Here is a 16,059-nt window from a genome sequence, read left to right on the forward strand (position 1 = left end):
CGGTGCTCCCGGTCATACGATCGGTGAAGTCGTGTTCAACACGGCCATGACCGGCTACCAGGAAATCCTGACGGACCCCAGCTACAGCCGCCAGATCGTCACCCTCACGTATCCCCATATCGGCAACGTCGGCGTCAATGAAGAAGACGTCGAGGCGAACAAGATCCACGCCGCCGGCCTGATCATCAAGGACTTGCCGCTGCTGGTGTCGAACTTCCGTTCGCAGCGCAGCCTGTCCGATTACCTGAAGGCGGAAAACGTCGTCGGCATCGCCGGCATCGATACCCGCAAGCTCACCCGCATCCTGCGTGAAAAGGGCGCGCAGAACGGCGCAATCATCGCCGGCGAAGCCGCCAACGCGGAAGAGGCGCTGGCGCTGGCCAAGTCCTTCCCCGGCCTGGCAGGCATGGACCTCGCGAAGGTCGTGTCGACCACCAAGTCGTATGTGTGGAACCAAAGCGAGTGGAAGCTCGGCAGCGGCTACGGCAAGCAGGACAACCCGAAATTCCACGTCGTCGCCTTCGACTACGGCGTCAAGTACAACATCCTGCGCATGCTCGCCGAGCGCGGCTGCAAGGTCACCGTCCTGCCGGCGCAGGCCAGCGCCGCCGACGCGCTCGCGCTGAACCCGGACGGCATCTTCCTGTCCAACGGCCCCGGCGACCCGGAACCGTGCGACTACGCGATCGCCGCTTCCCGCGAACTGATCGAGCGCGGCATCCCGACGTTCGGCATCTGCCTCGGCCACCAGATCATGGCGCTGGCTTCCGGCGCGAAGACCCTGAAGATGAAGTTCGGCCACCACGGCGCGAACCACCCGGTGCAGGACCTCGACACGAAGCAGGTGATGATCACCTCGCAAAACCACGGCTTTGCCGTCGACGTCGACACCCTGCCGTCCAATTGCCGCGTCACGCACGTGTCGCTGTTCGACGGTTCGCTGCAAGGCTTCGCGCGCACCGACAAGCCCGCGTTCTGCTTCCAGGGCCACCCGGAAGCGTCGCCCGGCCCGAATGACATCGCCCCCCTGTTCGATCGCTTCGTGGCGATGATGGAGAAACACAAAAATGCCTAAGCGCACAGACATTAAAAGCATCCTGATCATTGGCGCCGGCCCGATCATCATCGGCCAGGCGTGCGAATTCGACTACTCCGGCGCGCAGGCATGCAAGGCATTGCGCGAAGAAGGCTACCGCGTCATCCTCGTCAACAGCAATCCGGCGACCATCATGACCGACCCGGAGATGGCCGACGTCACCTACATCGAGCCGATCACCTGGCAAGTCGTCGAGCGCATCATCGACAAGGAGCGTCCGGACGCGATCCTCCCGACCATGGGCGGCCAGACCGCGCTCAACTGCGCGCTCGACCTGCACCGCAACGGCGTGCTGACCAAGTACGGCTGCGAACTGATCGGTGCCACGCCGGAAGCCATCGACAAGGCAGAAGACCGCTTGAAGTTCAAGAATGCGATGACCAAGATCGGTCTCGGTTCCGCGCGTTCCGGTGTGTCGCACACGATGGAAGAATCGTGGGCGGTGCAGAAGGAAATCGGCTTCCCGGTCATCATCCGTCCGTCCTTCACCATGGGTGGCACCGGTGGCGGCATCGCCTACAACCCGGAAGAATTCGAAACCATCTGCAAGCGCGGCCTCGAAGCCTCGCCGACCTCCGAACTGCTGATCGAGGAATCCCTGATCGGCTGGAAGGAGTACGAGATGGAAGTGGTCCGCGACAAGAAGGACAACTGCATCATCGTCTGCTCGATCGAAAACCTCGACCCGATGGGCGTGCACACCGGTGACTCGATCACGGTCGCTCCGGCACAGACCTTGACGGACAAGGAATACCAGATCATGCGCAATGCCTCGCTGGCAGTGCTGCGCGAGATCGGCGTCGACACCGGCGGTTCCAACGTGCAGTTCGCGGTTAATCCGAAGGACGGCCGCATGATCGTCATCGAGATGAACCCGCGCGTGTCGCGTTCGTCCGCGCTGGCATCCAAGGCTACCGGCTTTCCGATCGCCAAGGTCGCGGCCAAGCTGGCTGTCGGCTTCACGCTGGACGAGCTGCGCAATGAAATTACTGGCGGCGCCACTCCGGCATCGTTCGAGCCGAGCATCGACTACGTGGTCACCAAGGTGCCGCGTTTCGCATTCGAAAAGTTCCCAACCGCCGACAGCCACCTGACCACCCAGATGAAGTCGGTGGGTGAGGTGATGGCGATCGGCCGCACCTTCCAGGAATCATTCCAGAAGGCGTTGCGCGGCCTCGAAGTCGGTGTCGACGGCATGAACGAAAAGACCAAGGACCGCGAAACCATCGAAGAACAGCTCGGCGAACCCGGACCGGAACGCATCTGGTACGTGGGCGATGCTTTTGCGCAAGGCTTCTCGCTTGAAGAAGTGCAGCAGCTGACGCATATCGACCCGTGGTTCCTGGTGCAGATCAAGGAAATCGTCGATATCGAACTGTGGCTGGAAACCCAGACCCTCGACGCACTCGACAAGACCACGCTGTTCAAGCTGAAGCAGAAGGGCTTCGCCGACCGCCGCCTGGCCAAGCTGCTGAAGACCACCGACAAGGCGGTGCGCGAAAAGCGTCGTGAGCTGGGCGTGCGCCCCGTCTTCAAGCGCGTCGACACCTGCGCCGCGGAGTTTGCGACCAAGACCGCGTACATGTACTCGACCTACGATGAAGAGTGCGAATCGCAGCCGACCGACAAGAAGAAGATCATGGTCCTCGGCGGTGGTCCGAACCGCATCGGCCAAGGTATCGAGTTCGACTATTGCTGCGTGCACGCCGCCTTGGCAATGCGCGACGACGGTTACGAAACCATCATGGTCAACTGCAACCCGGAAACGGTGTCGACCGACTATGACACGTCTGACCGCCTGTACTTCGAGCCGCTGACGCTGGAGGACGTGCTGGAAATCGTCGACAAGGAAAAACCCTACGGCGTGATCGTGCAGTACGGCGGCCAGACCCCGCTGAAGCTGGCGCTCGACCTCGAAGCGAATGGCGTTCCCATCGTCGGCACGTCGCCCGACATGATCGACGCCGCAGAAGACCGCGAGCGCTTCCAGAAGCTGCTGCAGGACCTCGGCCTGCGCCAGCCGCCGAACCGCACCGCGCGTACTGAAGAAGAAGCACTGCGCCTCGCGCAGGAAATCGGCTACCCGCTGGTGGTTCGCCCATCCTACGTGCTCGGTGGCCGTGCGATGGAAATCGTGCACGAGCAACGCGACCTCGAGCGCTATATGCGCGAAGCAGTCAAGGTATCCAACGATTCCCCGGTGCTGCTCGACCGCTTCCTGAATGACGCAATCGAAGTCGACGTCGACTGCCTGTCCGATGGCCAGCGCACCTTCATTGGTGGCGTGATGGAGCACATCGAACAGGCCGGCGTGCACTCGGGTGATTCCGCCTGCTCGCTGCCGCCGTACTCGCTGTCGAAGGAAACCATCGAAGAACTCAAGCGCCAGACCTCGCTGATGGCCAAGGGGCTGAACGTGGTCGGCCTGATGAACGTGCAGTTCGCGATCCAGCAGCAGGAAATCGACGGCCAGCTCAAGGACATCGTCTTCGTGCTGGAAGTGAACCCGCGCGCTTCGCGTACCGTGCCTTACGTATCGAAGGCCACCGGCCTGCAGTTGGCGAAGATCGCCGCGCGCTGCATGGTCGGCCAGTCGCTCGACAGCCAGGGTATCAAGGGCGAAGTTGTCCCTAAATACTACAGCGTCAAGGAAGCCGTCTTCCCGTTCAATAAGTTCCCCGGCGTGGATACCATCCTCGGCCCGGAAATGAAGTCGACCGGTGAAGTCATGGGTGTGGGCAAGACCTTCGGCGAAGCCTTCGTCAAGTCCCAGCTCGGCGCCGGCGTCAAGCTGCCAAAGTCGGGCAAGGTCTTCCTGAGCGTCAAGAACAGCGACAAGCCGCGCGCGGTGCAGGTCGCCAAGGACCTCGTCGAACTCGGCTTCACGCTGGTCGCGACCAAGGGTACGGCTGCGGCCATCGGCGCCGCCGGCATTCCGGTCACCCCGGTGAACAAGGTGGTCGAAGGACGCCCGCACGTCGTCGACATGATCAAGAACAACGAGATTGTCATGGTCATAAACACGGTCGAAGAGAAGCGCACGGCTATCACCGATTCCCGCGCGATCCGTACTTCGGCGCTGCTGGCACGTGCCACGACCTACACGACGATCGCCGGCGCGGAGGCTGCGGTAGAGGGCATGCGGCACCTGGATGAGTTGCACGTCTACGATTTACAAGGCCTGCATAAGTCTTTACACTGAACCTCCAAAGCCAGTAACTTTCCACAGAGGTCACAGACGATCCCGGGTTTCCCCGGGGTTATTTGTGACCTCTGTGGTTTTCATTTTGTCTACAGAAAATATGAGCACAGTACCGATTACCAAGCGCGGCGCGGAAATGCTGAAAGAAGAACTGCACCGCCTCAAGACCAAGGACCGTCCGGCCGTCATCAACGCGATTGCGGAAGCACGCGCCCAGGGCGACCTGTCTGAAAATGCCGAGTACGATGCTGCAAAGGAGCGCCAAGCCTTCATTGAAGGCCGCATCGCGGAACTGGAAGGCAAGCTGGGCGCCGCCCAGATCATTGACCCGACGGTGCTGGATGCGGAAGGCCGCATCGTGTTCGCATCGACCGTCGATCTCGAAGACCTCGAATCCGGCAACAAGGTCACCTACCAGATCGTCGGCGAGGATGAGGCCGACTTGAAGGAGCTCAAGATTTCCATTACTTCCCCCATTGCCCGCGCGCTGATCGGCAAGTACGCCGGTGATGTGGTCGAAGTCAACGCACCGTCCGGTATCCGAGAATACGAAGTCCTCGAAGTTCGCTACATCTGATCGTCATGGTTGCCGCTCGCGTCCGCCTGCTGCTGGTTACCCTGTGGGTCGGCAGCATGTGGGCGATCGGTTATATCGTTGCACCGACCTTGTTCGCTACACTCGCTGACCGTGTGCTGGCGGGATTCATCGCCGGGAAGCTGTTCAGGATCGAGGCCTGGGTTTCTGTCGTCTGCGCAATTGCGCTGATTGCGATGGTCTTGCGGAAGACGGGCGGTGACACGAAGGCGCGCAAGCATCTTCTGTGGATCATTTGCGGAATGCTTGCCTGCACCCTGGTGGGTTATTTCGGCCTGCAGCCATTCATGGCGACGCTAAAGGAAGCCGCAGTCGGTGGCGTGATGGATCCCGAGGCGCGTTCGCGATTCGGGATGTTGCATGGAGTGGCGAGCGCCTTTTATCTCATCCAGAGTGTCCTGGGCGGGCTTCTCGTCTGGAAGCTGCGCTAGGCGCACCATGGAGGAGGGGCCGCAATGGCTTGCATTGCGGCTGTCGGATCAGGCCTTGCCCAGTGCCGACTTCTTCGATGTACCCACACGTTTCTTCGTCCGCTTGATGCTGCCGCCCGCGGTGACGCGCTCGTTACCCTTCAGGACTACCTTCGTCACGCTCGGGCGCTTGGTGCCGGACGCGCTGGCCTTGACGATCGTGACTTCGCGCAGTCCCTTGCCACGCTTGTCGCTGCGCTCCTTCTGGGCTTCCTTTTTCGGACGATACAGCACGAGCAGCTTGCCGATGTGCTGGATCGGGGCGGCGCCGAGTTCCGCGCAGACGGTTTCGTAGATTCCGATGCGGGCTTCGCGGTCATCCCCGAAGACGCGGACCTTGATGAGGCCATGGGCGTCCAGGCTGGTGTCGATTTCTTTCAGCACGGCCGGCGTGAGGCCGGCGTCGCCGATGATGACGACCGGGTTGAGAGCGTGGGCTTCGGAGCGAAGCGCGCTGCGCTCTGCGGGTGTCAGTTTCAGCATGATTAATATTCCTTAAAAGCGGTATTCTACGCGAATGGCAAAGAACAAATTCAACAAAAACTGGCTGCATGACCATATCAATGATCCATATGTGAAGCAGGCCCAGAAGGATGGCTACCGGGCACGGGCGGTCTACAAGCTCAAGGAAATCGACGAAAGCGAAAAGCTGATCAAGCCGGGGCAGGTCATTGTCGACCTCGGTTGCGCACCGGGAAGCTGGTCACAGTACGCACGCAACAAGCTGGCGGGGAAGGAGGGCGGCGGCATCAACGGCACCATCATCGGACTCGACATGCTGCCAATGGACCCGATCGCCGATGTGCATTTCATCCAAGGGGATTTCCGCGAGCAGGAGGTGCTGGACCAGCTCGAAGCAGTGCTGGAGGGGCGCAAGGTCGACCTCGTGCTCTCCGACATGGCGCCCAACCTGTCCGGCGTGGCCATCACGGACGCCGCGCGCGTGGAGCATATCATCGACCTGGCGATCGATTTTGCGCGCGCGCATATGAAACCTTCGGGAGCGCTCCTCGTCAAATGCTTCAACGGAACGGGATTCAACGAAATCCTCGGCAAGTTCCGGCAGGAGTTCAAGACGGTCGCGCAGAAGAAGCCCAAGGCCAGCCGGGACAAGTCCTCAGAAGTCTTCCTGTTGGGCAAGGTGTTGAAAAATCCTTCTTGATTGCAACTTTTCTGGTTGCTTCTCTGGCAAGTCTTGATTAATTCCATTACGACCGCACCTATGCCGCGTCAGGATTGTACTTCCCGTGTCCTTGCGCAAACGGCAATTGCGGCTGTTTTGCTGCGGTTCACCCGGTTTTGTGCCGCAATATTCAAGCTGGCAAGCGCTGGGTAATGCAGGTAGAATCAATTTTACAAGTCTTGTAAACGGGCGTTCGTGCGTCCAAGGAGTTCTAGTGAACAACATGTTTTCGAAAGCCGCCATCTGGGTTGTCATAGCCCTGGTGCTGTTCACCGTCTTCAAACAGTTTGACGGTCGAACACTGGCGGGAGGCGCAACGCCTATTCCGTACTCGGACTTCCTGGATGAAGTGAAAGCACGCCAGATCCGCGAAGCCACCATCGAGGATCGCACCATCATCGCTACCACCAATGATGGCAAGCGCATCAAGACCGCTGTGACCTATCTTGATCGCGGCCTCATCGGTGACCTCATCAATAACGGCGTCAAGTTCGACGTCAAGCAGCCGGAAGAGCAATCCTTCCTGTCCCAAGTCTTCATTTCCTGGTTCCCGATGCTGCTGCTGATCGGCGTCTGGGTATTCTTCATGCGCCAGATGCAAGGCGGCGGCAAGGGTGGGGCATTCTCATTTGGCCGTTCCAAGGCGCGCATGCTGGATGAAGCCAGCAATACCGTCACGTTTGCCGACGTCGCCGGCTGCGATGAAGCAAAAGAGGAAGTGCAGGAGCTCGTGGACTTCCTGCGCGACCCGACGAAATTCCAGAAGCTCGGCGGCCGCATTCCGCGCGGCGTGCTGATGGTCGGCCCTCCGGGTACCGGTAAGACCTTGCTTGCTCGCGCGATTGCCGGTGAAGCCAAGGTGCCGTTCTTCACAATCTCCGGTTCCGATTTCGTTGAAATGTTTGTCGGCGTGGGTGCGTCCCGCGTCCGCGACATGTTCGAGAACGCGAAGAAGCATTCGCCCTGCATCATCTTCATCGACGAAATTGATGCGGTCGGCCGTCATCGTGGTGCCGGCCTTGGCGGTGGCAATGACGAACGTGAACAGACCCTGAACCAGTTGCTGGTCGAGATGGATGGCTTCGAGGCCAACTCCGGCGTCATCGTGATCGCGGCAACCAACCGCGCCGACGTGCTCGACAAGGCGCTGCTGCGCCCAGGCCGTTTCGACCGCCAGGTGATGGTCGGCCTGCCCGATATCCGCGGCCGCGAACAGATCCTGTACGTGCACATGCGCAAGGTGCCCATCGCTCCCGACGTCAAGGCCGACATCCTGGCTCGCGGCACGCCCGGCTTCTCTGGCGCTGATCTTGCGAACCTCGTGAATGAAGCCGCGCTGTTCGCTGCACGCCGCAACAAGCGCCTGGTTGAAATGCAGGACTTCGAGGATGCCAAGGACAAGATCGTGATGGGCCCGGAGCGCAAGTCTGCAGTCATGCGCGAAGAAGAGCGCCGCAATACGGCGTACCACGAATCCGGCCACGCTGTCGTCGCAAAGCTGCTTCCCAAGGCAGATCCAGTTCACAAGGTCACCATCATGCCGCGCGGCTATGCCCTCGGCTTGACCTGGCAGCTGCCCGAACATGACCGCGTCAACATGTACAAAGACAAGATGCTGGAAGAGATCGCCATCCTGTTCGGCGGCCGCATTGCCGAAGAGATCTTCATGCACCAGATGTCGACCGGCGCTTCGAACGATTTCGAGCGTGCAACCAAGCTGGCGCGTGCAATGGTGACCCGTTACGGCATGTCCGAAACTCTTGGCACCATGGTGTACGAGGACAGCGAGCAGGATGCCTACTTCGGTCGCATGACGTCGAAGACGGTGTCTGAAGCGACGCAGCAGAAGGTGGATCTGGAAATCCGTTCCATCCTGGATGCGCAGTACGCTTTGTCGCGCCGCTTGCTGGAGGAAAATCAGGACAAGGTCGAAGTGATGGCCAAGGCGCTGCTGGAGTGGGAAACCCTCGACGCAGACCAGATCAACGACATCATGGAAGGTCACGAACCACGTCCGCCGAAGGCAGGTGTTCCTGCCAAGCGTTCCGCCTCCGACAATACCTCGGGTGGCGTTTCCCCGAATGCCACGGCGCCTGCTTAACACTCCAACGGCTTCAATGCCTGTTCAACAAGGGTGAGGAAAATTCCTCGCCCTTTTTGTTTGCCTAAAATGAAAACAGATTACTTCCAATGCGGGCGATTTCGCTTTCCGCTGACACCGGGGAAGTTCCGGCCGCTCGTCATGGGTATCCTGAATGTGACGCCCGACTCATTTTCCGACGGTGGAAAGTTTCATTCCATCGACACGGCTTTGTCTCATGCCGAGCAGATGATCGCCGACGGTGTCGACATTATCGATATCGGTGGGGAGTCAACCCGTCCTGGCGCACCGCCTTTGTCCCTGGAAGAGGAGCTGCGCAGGGTGATGCCGCTTGTGTATGCATTGCGCGATTGCGGCAAGCCATTATCCATCGATACGTACAAACCCGAAGTGATGCGCGAGGCGCTGCACGCCGGCGCAGACATGATCAATGACATCAACGGATTCCGTGCAGACGGTGCATTGGAGGCGGTCAACCAAAGCGATTGTGCGTTGTGTATCATGCACATGCAGAAAGATCCGCTCACGATGCAGCTTAGCCCTGAATACCAGGACGTGATGCAGGACGTCGTGCAATTCCTGCGCGAACGAGTGGTTGCATTCGACGAGGAGGGGATCGATCGCAGGAGACTGTGCGTCGACCCGGGATTTGGCTTTGGGAAGACGGTCGAGCACAATTATGCGTTGCTGCGCGACTTGGGACGGATAGCGGAAGACACAGGCCTGCCCATACTTGCAGGTATGTCACGGAAGTCAATGGTGGGCGCAATCACCGGCAAGCCGGTGGAGCAGCGTCTGGCAGGCAGTCTTGCGGCTGCGCTTGCAGCAGTCGCGCGCGGGGCGGCAATCGTCCGTGTACATGATGTCGCAGAGACAGTCGATGCGCTGAAGGTATGGATGGCTGTTGAATCTACAAAGCAAGGATAAAACATGACGCGTAAATATTTCGGCACCGACGGCGTACGCGGCCGCGTCGGAACGCTTCCGATTACTCCGGACCTCGTGATGAAACTCGGTTACGCCGCCGGCAAGGTGCTTGCACAGGCCGAGACGAGCAGTGGCAAACCTTGCGTCCTGATCGGCAAGGACACGCGCATTTCGGGCTACATGCTGGAAGCAGCGCTTGAAGCAGGATTCGCGGCGGCGGGCGTCGACGTCATGCTGGCCGGCCCGATGCCCACGCCGGCCATCGCCTACCTCACGCGTGCATTGCGCCTGTCCGCGGGTGTGGTCATTTCGGCATCGCACAACCCCTACGATGACAACGGCATCAAATTTTTCTCGGCATCGGGCAACAAGCTGCCCGATGCGGTGGAGTCCGATATCGAAGCCTTGCTGGAAGAGCCGATCGTATGCGAGTCGTCGGAAAAGCTGGGGAAGGCCAAGCGTCTCTTCGATGCCCAGGGACGCTACATCGAGTTTTGCAAGAGTACGTTCCCGAATGAACTCGACCTCAGGGGCCTGAAGATCGTCGTCGACTGCGCACATGGCGCGGCATACCACATTGCACCGGATGTATTCCACGAGCTTGGTGCCGAAGTCATCGCGATCGGTAACCAGCCTAACGGTTTGAACATCAATGACGGCGTCGGTGCGACGGCACCCGCGGCGCTTTCCGCAGCGGTGAAGGAGCACAAGGCGGACCTCGGCATCGCGCTCGACGGTGACGCTGACCGCCTCCTCATGGTGGACAATACCGGCCGTACCTACAACGGTGATGAGTTGTTGTATGTGATGGTCAAGGACCGCATGGCAACAACGCCGGTGGCCGGCGTTGTCGGCACACTGATGACGAACATGGCGCTTGAGGTGGCGCTCAAGCAGATGGGCATCGGCTTTGCGCGTGCAAAGGTCGGTGATCGTTATGTGCTGGAAGTGTTGCACGAGCGTGGATGGCTGATTGGTGGCGAAGGTTCCGGCCACCTGCTTGTCCTCGACAAGCACACGACCGGCGATGGCATCGTCTCGGCGCTGCAGATCCTCTCGGCGCTGAAGCGCAGCGGCAAGACGCTGGCGCAGGCAACGTCCGACCTCGTATTGTTCCCGCAGTCGCTCGTCAACGTAAAGGTCACGCCTGGTTTCGACTGGCAAAAAAATGGCGCCGTCGTTGCGGAGAAGGAAGTGGTTGAGGCTGAGCTGGGCGACAACGGTCGTGTGCTCATCCGCGCATCCGGCACCGAACCTCTTGTTCGCGTGATGGTGGAAGCACGCGATGAGGACGATGCGGGGCGAATGGCCAGACGCATTGCCGATAAGCTGGCAGCCTGATCGGGGACTGCCTTGAAGGAGGAGGCGCTGCCCGCGCTTCCTCAATATTCCTCAAGGCACGAGTATTAAAATTGACCGGAATGCCTCGTGCCGGTATGATGCAACTCTCTCGGGGCGTAGCGCAGCCTGGTAGCGCACCTGATTTGGGATCAGGTGGTCGGACGTTCGAATCGTCTCGCCCCGACCAGAATTCCTCCCACAGCGGCTTTTCGGTTGATTTCACGAGAGCCAAACAGCTCGATTTTTCCCTCTGTACCAATAACTGGTGTTACGTGGCGCACGCAACGCTTGTGGCCGTCACCAGAATGATGCCCCTAGGCATCATTAGGTAATTGCTGGCAAAATGTGCCTTCCGGATCATGCATCTCGCATCATCCTCGCACCATCAATCATGCGGACGGAAAAACCAATGGCATCTGACGGACTCGCATCCTGTACGCCGCAAGCGTGCGTGGCTGTCGAATGAAGAAGCTCGAGGAGCTGGTGGACCGGATCTCCGCGGAGATCGGCATCGACTTCGGCGAGATTGCCAGGCGCAAGGATGCGCTCGAAATCACCGAGGAGGATGTTGCCTGCCTGCGCAAAGTGCATGAACTGCTGCGGCCGCACCAGCAGGCATTGGTATCCACTATCCACGACTACCTGTTTCGCTTTCCCGAGCTTGAGGACATGCTGGGTGATCCGATCAAGGCCAGCCGTCTCAAGCTTGCACAGATCGCCTATTTCGAACGCGTGACAGCAGGAACCTATGACGAGGGCTACGTGAAGGATCGTCTTCGCGTCGGACTCGTGCATCAGATGATTGCACTGGAGCCCAAGTGGTATGTCGGTGCCTACCGCAAGTACTTGTCCGAACTGATCCCCATCCTGTCCCGTCTGTTCAAGAACGACCAGGACGAATTCTTCCGCACCTGCGATGCGATCATGAAAGTGATTTGCTTCGATATGGTGCTGGCGCTCGACACGTATTTTCAAGCCGACCGTGACGAGGTTGTTCGGGTCAAGAACCAGACGGAACAGATCCTCGCCTCCATGCCCTCCGGGCTGATGGTGGTGGATGCCGATCTGAAAATCCGTTCCATCAATCATGCGATGTGCCGCATGTTCAAGGTCGAGCGGGATGCGGATGCCGTCGGAAAACCGCTGACGTCTGTCGTCTGGAGCCGGCAATTGACGGAGCGGCTGCGGCATGCGCTCGCCACCGGCGAGCAGACGCACGACCTGCAGGTGAGCATTGTGGATGAGCGCGGCAAGCGCTACTTTGCGTTCGACCTGTCGACCGCGCTGCTGAAGCAGGAGGGTGTTCTGCTGCTCATGGCGCAGGAAATCACGGAACGTCTGCATTCGCAGGAAGAACTGCGTCGCTTCCGCATGGCGCTCGACAGCGCCATCGATGCGATCTACCTGATCGACCGCGAAGAGATGCGCTTCATCGATGCCAATGAAACCGCGCTCGCGACACTCGGTTACAGCCATGACGAACTGTTGCGGCTGGGGCCGCAGGACCTGAAGCCGGACCATGGGGAACTGGAGCGCATCCATCGGCGCTTCGATGAAGTCATCCAGTCCCAGAACAAGACCGGCATGATCGAAACCGTCCACCAGCGCAAGGACGGCACCCGGCTCGCGGTCGAAGTTTATCTGCGCGCGATTGAATCCGAAGGGCGGCAGTTGCTGGTGGCGGTCGTGCGCGACATGACGCAGCGTCTTGCGGCGGAAGCCGTGCTGCGCGAAAGCGAGGAACGCTTCCGCGTGGCGTTCAACCAGGCTGCGGTCGGGCTGGCACATGTGGCACCGGAAGGTCGCTGGCTCATGGTGAACAACAAGCTGTGCGAGATCGTCGGCTATTCCCGCGCGGAGCTGCTGACGATGGGCTTCCAGGACATTACCCATCCCGAAGACCTCGTGTCCGACTGGGCCATCGCGCGCCGCATGATTGCCGGCGAGCTGGATGAAAAGACGCGCGAGAAGCGTTACCTGCACAAGAACGGCTACTACATCTGGGTCAACCTCACCAGCTCGATGGTGAAGGACGCCGACGGCAATCCGAAGTATTACAGCACCGTGGTGGAAGACATTTCCCGCCGCAAGCAGATCGAGGAAGAACTGCTGCACCTGGCCAACCATGATGCGCTCACCAGCTTGCCGAACCGATCGCTGCTGCTGGACCGGCTCGGACAGGCGCTCGTGTTTGCCGGCCGCTCGACAGGCCAGGTCGGAGTCATGCTGGTCGACCTCGACCGCTTCAAGACCATCAATGACAGCCTGGGACACGAGGTCGGCGACAGGATCATCGTCGAGATTGCACGGCGGCTTTCGGATTGTGTGCGCGCGGGCGACACCATCGCGCGCCTGAGCGGCGACGAGTTCGTGCTGATCCGGCCGGATGTGACGCGCGAGGATGAGATCGCGACCCTGGCACAACAGATACTCGACGCGATGTCGCGGCCGATGACGATACAGGGGCACGAGTTGTACCCATCCGCCAGCATTGGCGTGAGCATGTATCCGAGGGACGGGCTGGATGGTCCGACGCTGCTCAAGAATGCGGACACGGCCATGTACCGCGCGAAGGACGCCGGCAGGAACAACTTCCAGTTCTATGCGCATGAAATGAATTCGCGCGCGCTGGACCGCCTCAAGACCGAAACCGGATTGCGGCGCGCGCTCGAACGCGGCGAATTCGTTGTCCACTACCAGCCGCAGATGGACGTGGCTACTGGCCGCGTGATCGGCGCCGAAGCGCTCCTGCGCTGGGAGCTGCCGGGACAGGGGATGGTTTTTCCGGCGGACTTTATTCCGATTGCCGAGGAAACGGGACTCATCGTTCCGATCGGCCAATGGGTTCTTCGACATGTCTGCGAGCAGAAGCGGAAGTGGCACGATGCAGGCTGGTTCCCCGACCTGCGGATCGCTGTCAACTTGTCGGCCCGCCAGTTCAAGCAGCAGGACATTGCACGTGCGGTATCGCAGGTCCTGCAAGAGACCGGATGCCGGCCGGAATGGCTTGAGCTGGAGATCACGGAAAGCGTGGTGATGGAGAGTCCCGAAGCAGCGGCCGAAACGCTGCACAAGCTGAGTACGATGGGCGTGCACCTGTCGATCGATGACTTCGGCACCGGCTACTCAAGTCTCAGTTATCTCAAGCGTTTCCCCCTCGATGCGCTCAAGATCGACAGATCCTTTGTCCGCGACGTCACCGTCGATGCCGACGACGCCGCCATCGTCAGGGCCGTCATCGCCCTGGCCCACAGCCTGAAGCTGAGCGTTATCGCGGAAGGCGTGGAAACCGCCGACCATCTCGACTTCCTGCGCGCACAGCAATGTGATGCAGTGCAGGGTTATCACCTCGGCAGGCCGATGCCGGTCGATAAATTCGAGCACTTCATGCGCGAAAGCAAATAGCCGCTTGCCGGAAGTCGTGCCAGTCATTGAAACACGCAGGCATTAGATGTAATATCCGCAAGCTTCAATTCCGGAGGCACGCTGCGCGCGTGCTCCTTGAATGATTGATAACTGTCCGTAGCTCAGTTGGATAGAGCAACAGCCTTCTAAGCTGTGGGTCGGGGGTTCGATTCCCTCCGGACAGGCCATCCTCCCGCCGCCATGGAAATCGAACTGAAGCTGGAACTCGATCCGGCGGACTCGCACAAGCTCAGGCGCCATCCACTCATTGCGAAGCTCGCTGCCGGCAGGGCGCAGCGCGAAACGCAGACGTCCATCTACTTCGATACGCCCGACTACTTCCTCCTGACGCACAATGCCGGGGTGCGCGTCCGGCAGACGGGACACCGTTGGGTTCAGACACTGAAGGCCGGAGGCGGCGTAACGGGTGGACTGCATGTCCGCAATGAATGGGAAACGCCGGTGAGTGGTCCTGCGCTGGAACTCCGGAAGCTTGCCGCACTGGCTGAACCGGGTTCGCTCCTTCATCAGCCCGCCACAATGCAGAGATTGGCGGCGCTGCAGCCGGTATTCACGGTAACGGTGCAGCGTACGACCTGGAACCTGCGTGACGGAGAGAACCTGATCGAGCTGGTGCTCGATGAAGGAAGCATCCGGCGCGAAGGCACCACGCTTCCTGTCAATGAAATCGAACTCGAACTGAAAGCCGGCGAGCCTGGCAGCCTGTACCTGCTTGCACTCAGGCTGCTCAACCACGTTCCGCTGCGCCTGAGCAATGCCAGCAAGGCGCAACGTGGTTATGCGTTGTGCGGCCAGGTGAAATCCGGACCATACCGGGCCAGTCCGCTTTCCTACGGCCCGGCACCAAACATAGAAACAGGTTTGCGCGAGATCGTCCTGAACTGCCTCGCCCATATCCAGGCCAACGAAGCGGGTGTCCTCGAGGGCAACGATGCAGAATGCCTGCACCAGATGCGCGTGGGCGTACGCCGGCTGCGTTCGGCACTGCAGCTGTTCCAGGCGCTTGCACCGTGTCCCGATGAATTGCGGGACGAGATCCGCTGGCTGGGCGGCAAGCTGGGCGCGGCGAGGGACTGGGATGTGCTTGTGTCGACAACGCTGGGGCGCATCGGCGACGCGGGAGCCGAATATCTTCCTGCAATCAGTGAGGTTGCTGCTGCGGTCGCGCGCGAGAAGCGCGCCGAGGCAGGCGCTGCGCTGCGCTCGCCACGATACTCTTGCGCCATGATGCGCATGTTTGCATGGGCCACGGATGCGCAATGGCGGGAAGGCATGTTGCCGGCGGAAGCAGGCATGCTCGATACACCGCTGGAAGCGTTTGCACAAGCGGCGATCGGACACAGCCGCAAGCAGGTGCTCAAGCGCGGAAAGAATATCAGGAAGGCGTCAGCACCGAAGCTGCACGAGCTGCGGATTGCAGCGAAGAGAAACCGCTATGCCGTCGAATTTTTCTCATCCCTATACCGGCCGCGGCGCCTGCGCCGCTATCTCGACGCACTCGTCGCGTTGCAGGATGAACTGGGCAGACGCAATGATCTGGCGACTGGCTGCAGCCTGCTCGGCCAACTGGAAATCTGGAAGCCGGAGATCGCGGCCGCTGCAGGTTTCGTGCGTGGATGCCTGGAAGCCGAAGCATCGGGTCGTCGCCGGAAGTTGCGCAACGCATGGAAGCGCTTTTGTGCAGCTGGCTTGCCACGATTGTCCTCAGATTAGGTCCG

Annotated in this window: 11 protein-coding genes and 2 tRNA genes; 12 read left to right on the plus strand and 1 reads right to left on the minus strand. The window is 60.2% G+C overall.

Annotation, left to right across the window (positions count from 1 at the left end; all coding sequences use genetic code 11):
* The 4 genes from carA to AYR66_RS00480 all read left to right on the plus strand — a co-directional run.
* A partial coding sequence (carA, locus tag AYR66_RS00465; protein WP_088709531.1) for a glutamine-hydrolyzing carbamoyl-phosphate synthase small subunit occupies positions 1–1,075 on the plus strand: 1,075 nt, incomplete at its 5' end.
* Complete coding sequence (carB, locus tag AYR66_RS00470; RefSeq protein ID WP_088705863.1) at positions 1,068–4,298, plus strand: carbamoyl-phosphate synthase large subunit; 3,231 nt, start codon at positions 1,068–1,070, stop codon at positions 4,296–4,298. The genes carA and carB, both read left to right, overlap by 8 nt.
* A gap of 100 nt (positions 4,299–4,398) precedes the next feature.
* A complete protein-coding gene (gene greA / locus AYR66_RS00475) occupies positions 4,399–4,875 on the plus strand; it encodes a transcription elongation factor GreA (protein ID WP_088705864.1) in 477 nt (158 codons plus the stop codon).
* A gap of 5 nt (positions 4,876–4,880) precedes the next feature.
* The gene (locus AYR66_RS00480; protein ID WP_088705865.1) at positions 4,881–5,324 is read left to right on the plus strand and encodes a DUF4149 domain-containing protein; all 444 of its coding nucleotides are present in this window, start codon (positions 4,881–4,883) and stop codon (positions 5,322–5,324) included.
* Positions 5,325–5,372: 48 nt separating this feature from the next.
* On the opposite strand, the gene yhbY is transcribed toward AYR66_RS00480, so the two are convergent.
* Positions 5,373–5,846, minus strand: coding sequence for a ribosome assembly RNA-binding protein YhbY (gene yhbY, locus AYR66_RS00485; RefSeq protein WP_088705866.1), 474 nt, complete (start codon positions 5,844–5,846; stop codon positions 5,373–5,375).
* Positions 5,847–5,880: 34 nt separating this feature from the next.
* Here yhbY and AYR66_RS00490 point away from each other — a divergent pair, with 34 nt between their 5' ends.
* The 8 genes from AYR66_RS00490 to AYR66_RS00525 all read left to right on the plus strand — a co-directional run bounded on the left by AYR66_RS00490 (position 5,881) and on the right by AYR66_RS00525 (position 16,054).
* A complete protein-coding gene (locus tag AYR66_RS00490) occupies positions 5,881–6,525 on the plus strand; it encodes an RlmE family RNA methyltransferase (protein WP_088705867.1) in 645 nt (214 codons plus the stop codon).
* Positions 6,526–6,760: 235 nt separating this feature from the next.
* Complete coding sequence (ftsH, locus tag AYR66_RS00495; RefSeq protein WP_088705868.1) at positions 6,761–8,647, plus strand: ATP-dependent zinc metalloprotease FtsH; 1,887 nt, start codon at positions 6,761–6,763, stop codon at positions 8,645–8,647.
* A gap of 69 nt (positions 8,648–8,716) precedes the next feature.
* Positions 8,717–9,574, plus strand: coding sequence for a dihydropteroate synthase (folP, locus tag AYR66_RS00500; RefSeq protein WP_088705869.1), 858 nt, complete (start codon positions 8,717–8,719; stop codon positions 9,572–9,574).
* A gap of 3 nt (positions 9,575–9,577) precedes the next feature.
* The gene (gene glmM / locus AYR66_RS00505) at positions 9,578–10,915 is read left to right on the plus strand and encodes a phosphoglucosamine mutase (RefSeq protein WP_088705870.1); all 1,338 of its coding nucleotides are present in this window, start codon (positions 9,578–9,580) and stop codon (positions 10,913–10,915) included.
* Positions 10,916–11,025: 110 nt separating this feature from the next.
* Positions 11,026–11,102, plus strand: a tRNA-Pro gene (locus AYR66_RS00510).
* 275 nt (positions 11,103–11,377) lie between these two features.
* Positions 11,378–14,320, plus strand: coding sequence for an EAL domain-containing protein (locus AYR66_RS00515; protein ID WP_088705871.1), 2,943 nt, complete (start codon positions 11,378–11,380; stop codon positions 14,318–14,320).
* 111 nt (positions 14,321–14,431) lie between these two features.
* Positions 14,432–14,508: transfer RNA gene (locus AYR66_RS00520), tRNA-Arg, on the plus strand.
* Between the two features lie 13 nt (positions 14,509–14,521).
* Positions 14,522–16,054, plus strand: coding sequence for a CYTH and CHAD domain-containing protein (locus AYR66_RS00525; RefSeq protein WP_088705872.1), 1,533 nt, complete (start codon positions 14,522–14,524; stop codon positions 16,052–16,054).
* The last annotated feature ends 5 nt before the right edge of the window (positions 16,055–16,059 follow it).

It is taken from the genome of Noviherbaspirillum denitrificans, assembly GCF_002211445.1.
Classification (GTDB): Bacteria; Pseudomonadota; Gammaproteobacteria; order Burkholderiales; family Burkholderiaceae_D; genus Noviherbaspirillum; species Noviherbaspirillum denitrificans.

What these genes read in the sequence shown, in the direction of transcription:
- carB (WP_088705863.1), top strand. Translation starts at nt 1,068, where the DNA reads ATGCCTAAGCGCACAGACATTAAAAGCATCCTGATCATTGGCGCCGGC.
- greA (WP_088705864.1), top strand. Translation starts at nt 4,399, where the DNA reads ATGAGCACAGTACCGATTACCAAGCGCGGCGCGGAAATGCTGAAAGAA.
- AYR66_RS00480 (WP_088705865.1), top strand. Translation starts at nt 4,881, where the DNA reads ATGGTTGCCGCTCGCGTCCGCCTGCTGCTGGTTACCCTGTGGGTCGGC.
- yhbY (WP_088705866.1), bottom strand. Translation starts at nt 5,846, where the DNA reads ATGCTGAAACTGACACCCGCAGAGCGCAGCGCGCTTCGCTCCGAAGCC.
- AYR66_RS00490 (WP_088705867.1), top strand. Translation starts at nt 5,881, where the DNA reads ATGGCAAAGAACAAATTCAACAAAAACTGGCTGCATGACCATATCAAT.
- folP (WP_088705869.1), top strand. Translation starts at nt 8,717, where the DNA reads ATGAAAACAGATTACTTCCAATGCGGGCGATTTCGCTTTCCGCTGACA.
- glmM (WP_088705870.1), top strand. Translation starts at nt 9,578, where the DNA reads ATGACGCGTAAATATTTCGGCACCGACGGCGTACGCGGCCGCGTCGGA.
- AYR66_RS00515 (WP_088705871.1), top strand. Translation starts at nt 11,378, where the DNA reads ATGAAGAAGCTCGAGGAGCTGGTGGACCGGATCTCCGCGGAGATCGGC.
- AYR66_RS00525 (WP_088705872.1), top strand. Translation starts at nt 14,522, where the DNA reads ATGGAAATCGAACTGAAGCTGGAACTCGATCCGGCGGACTCGCACAAG.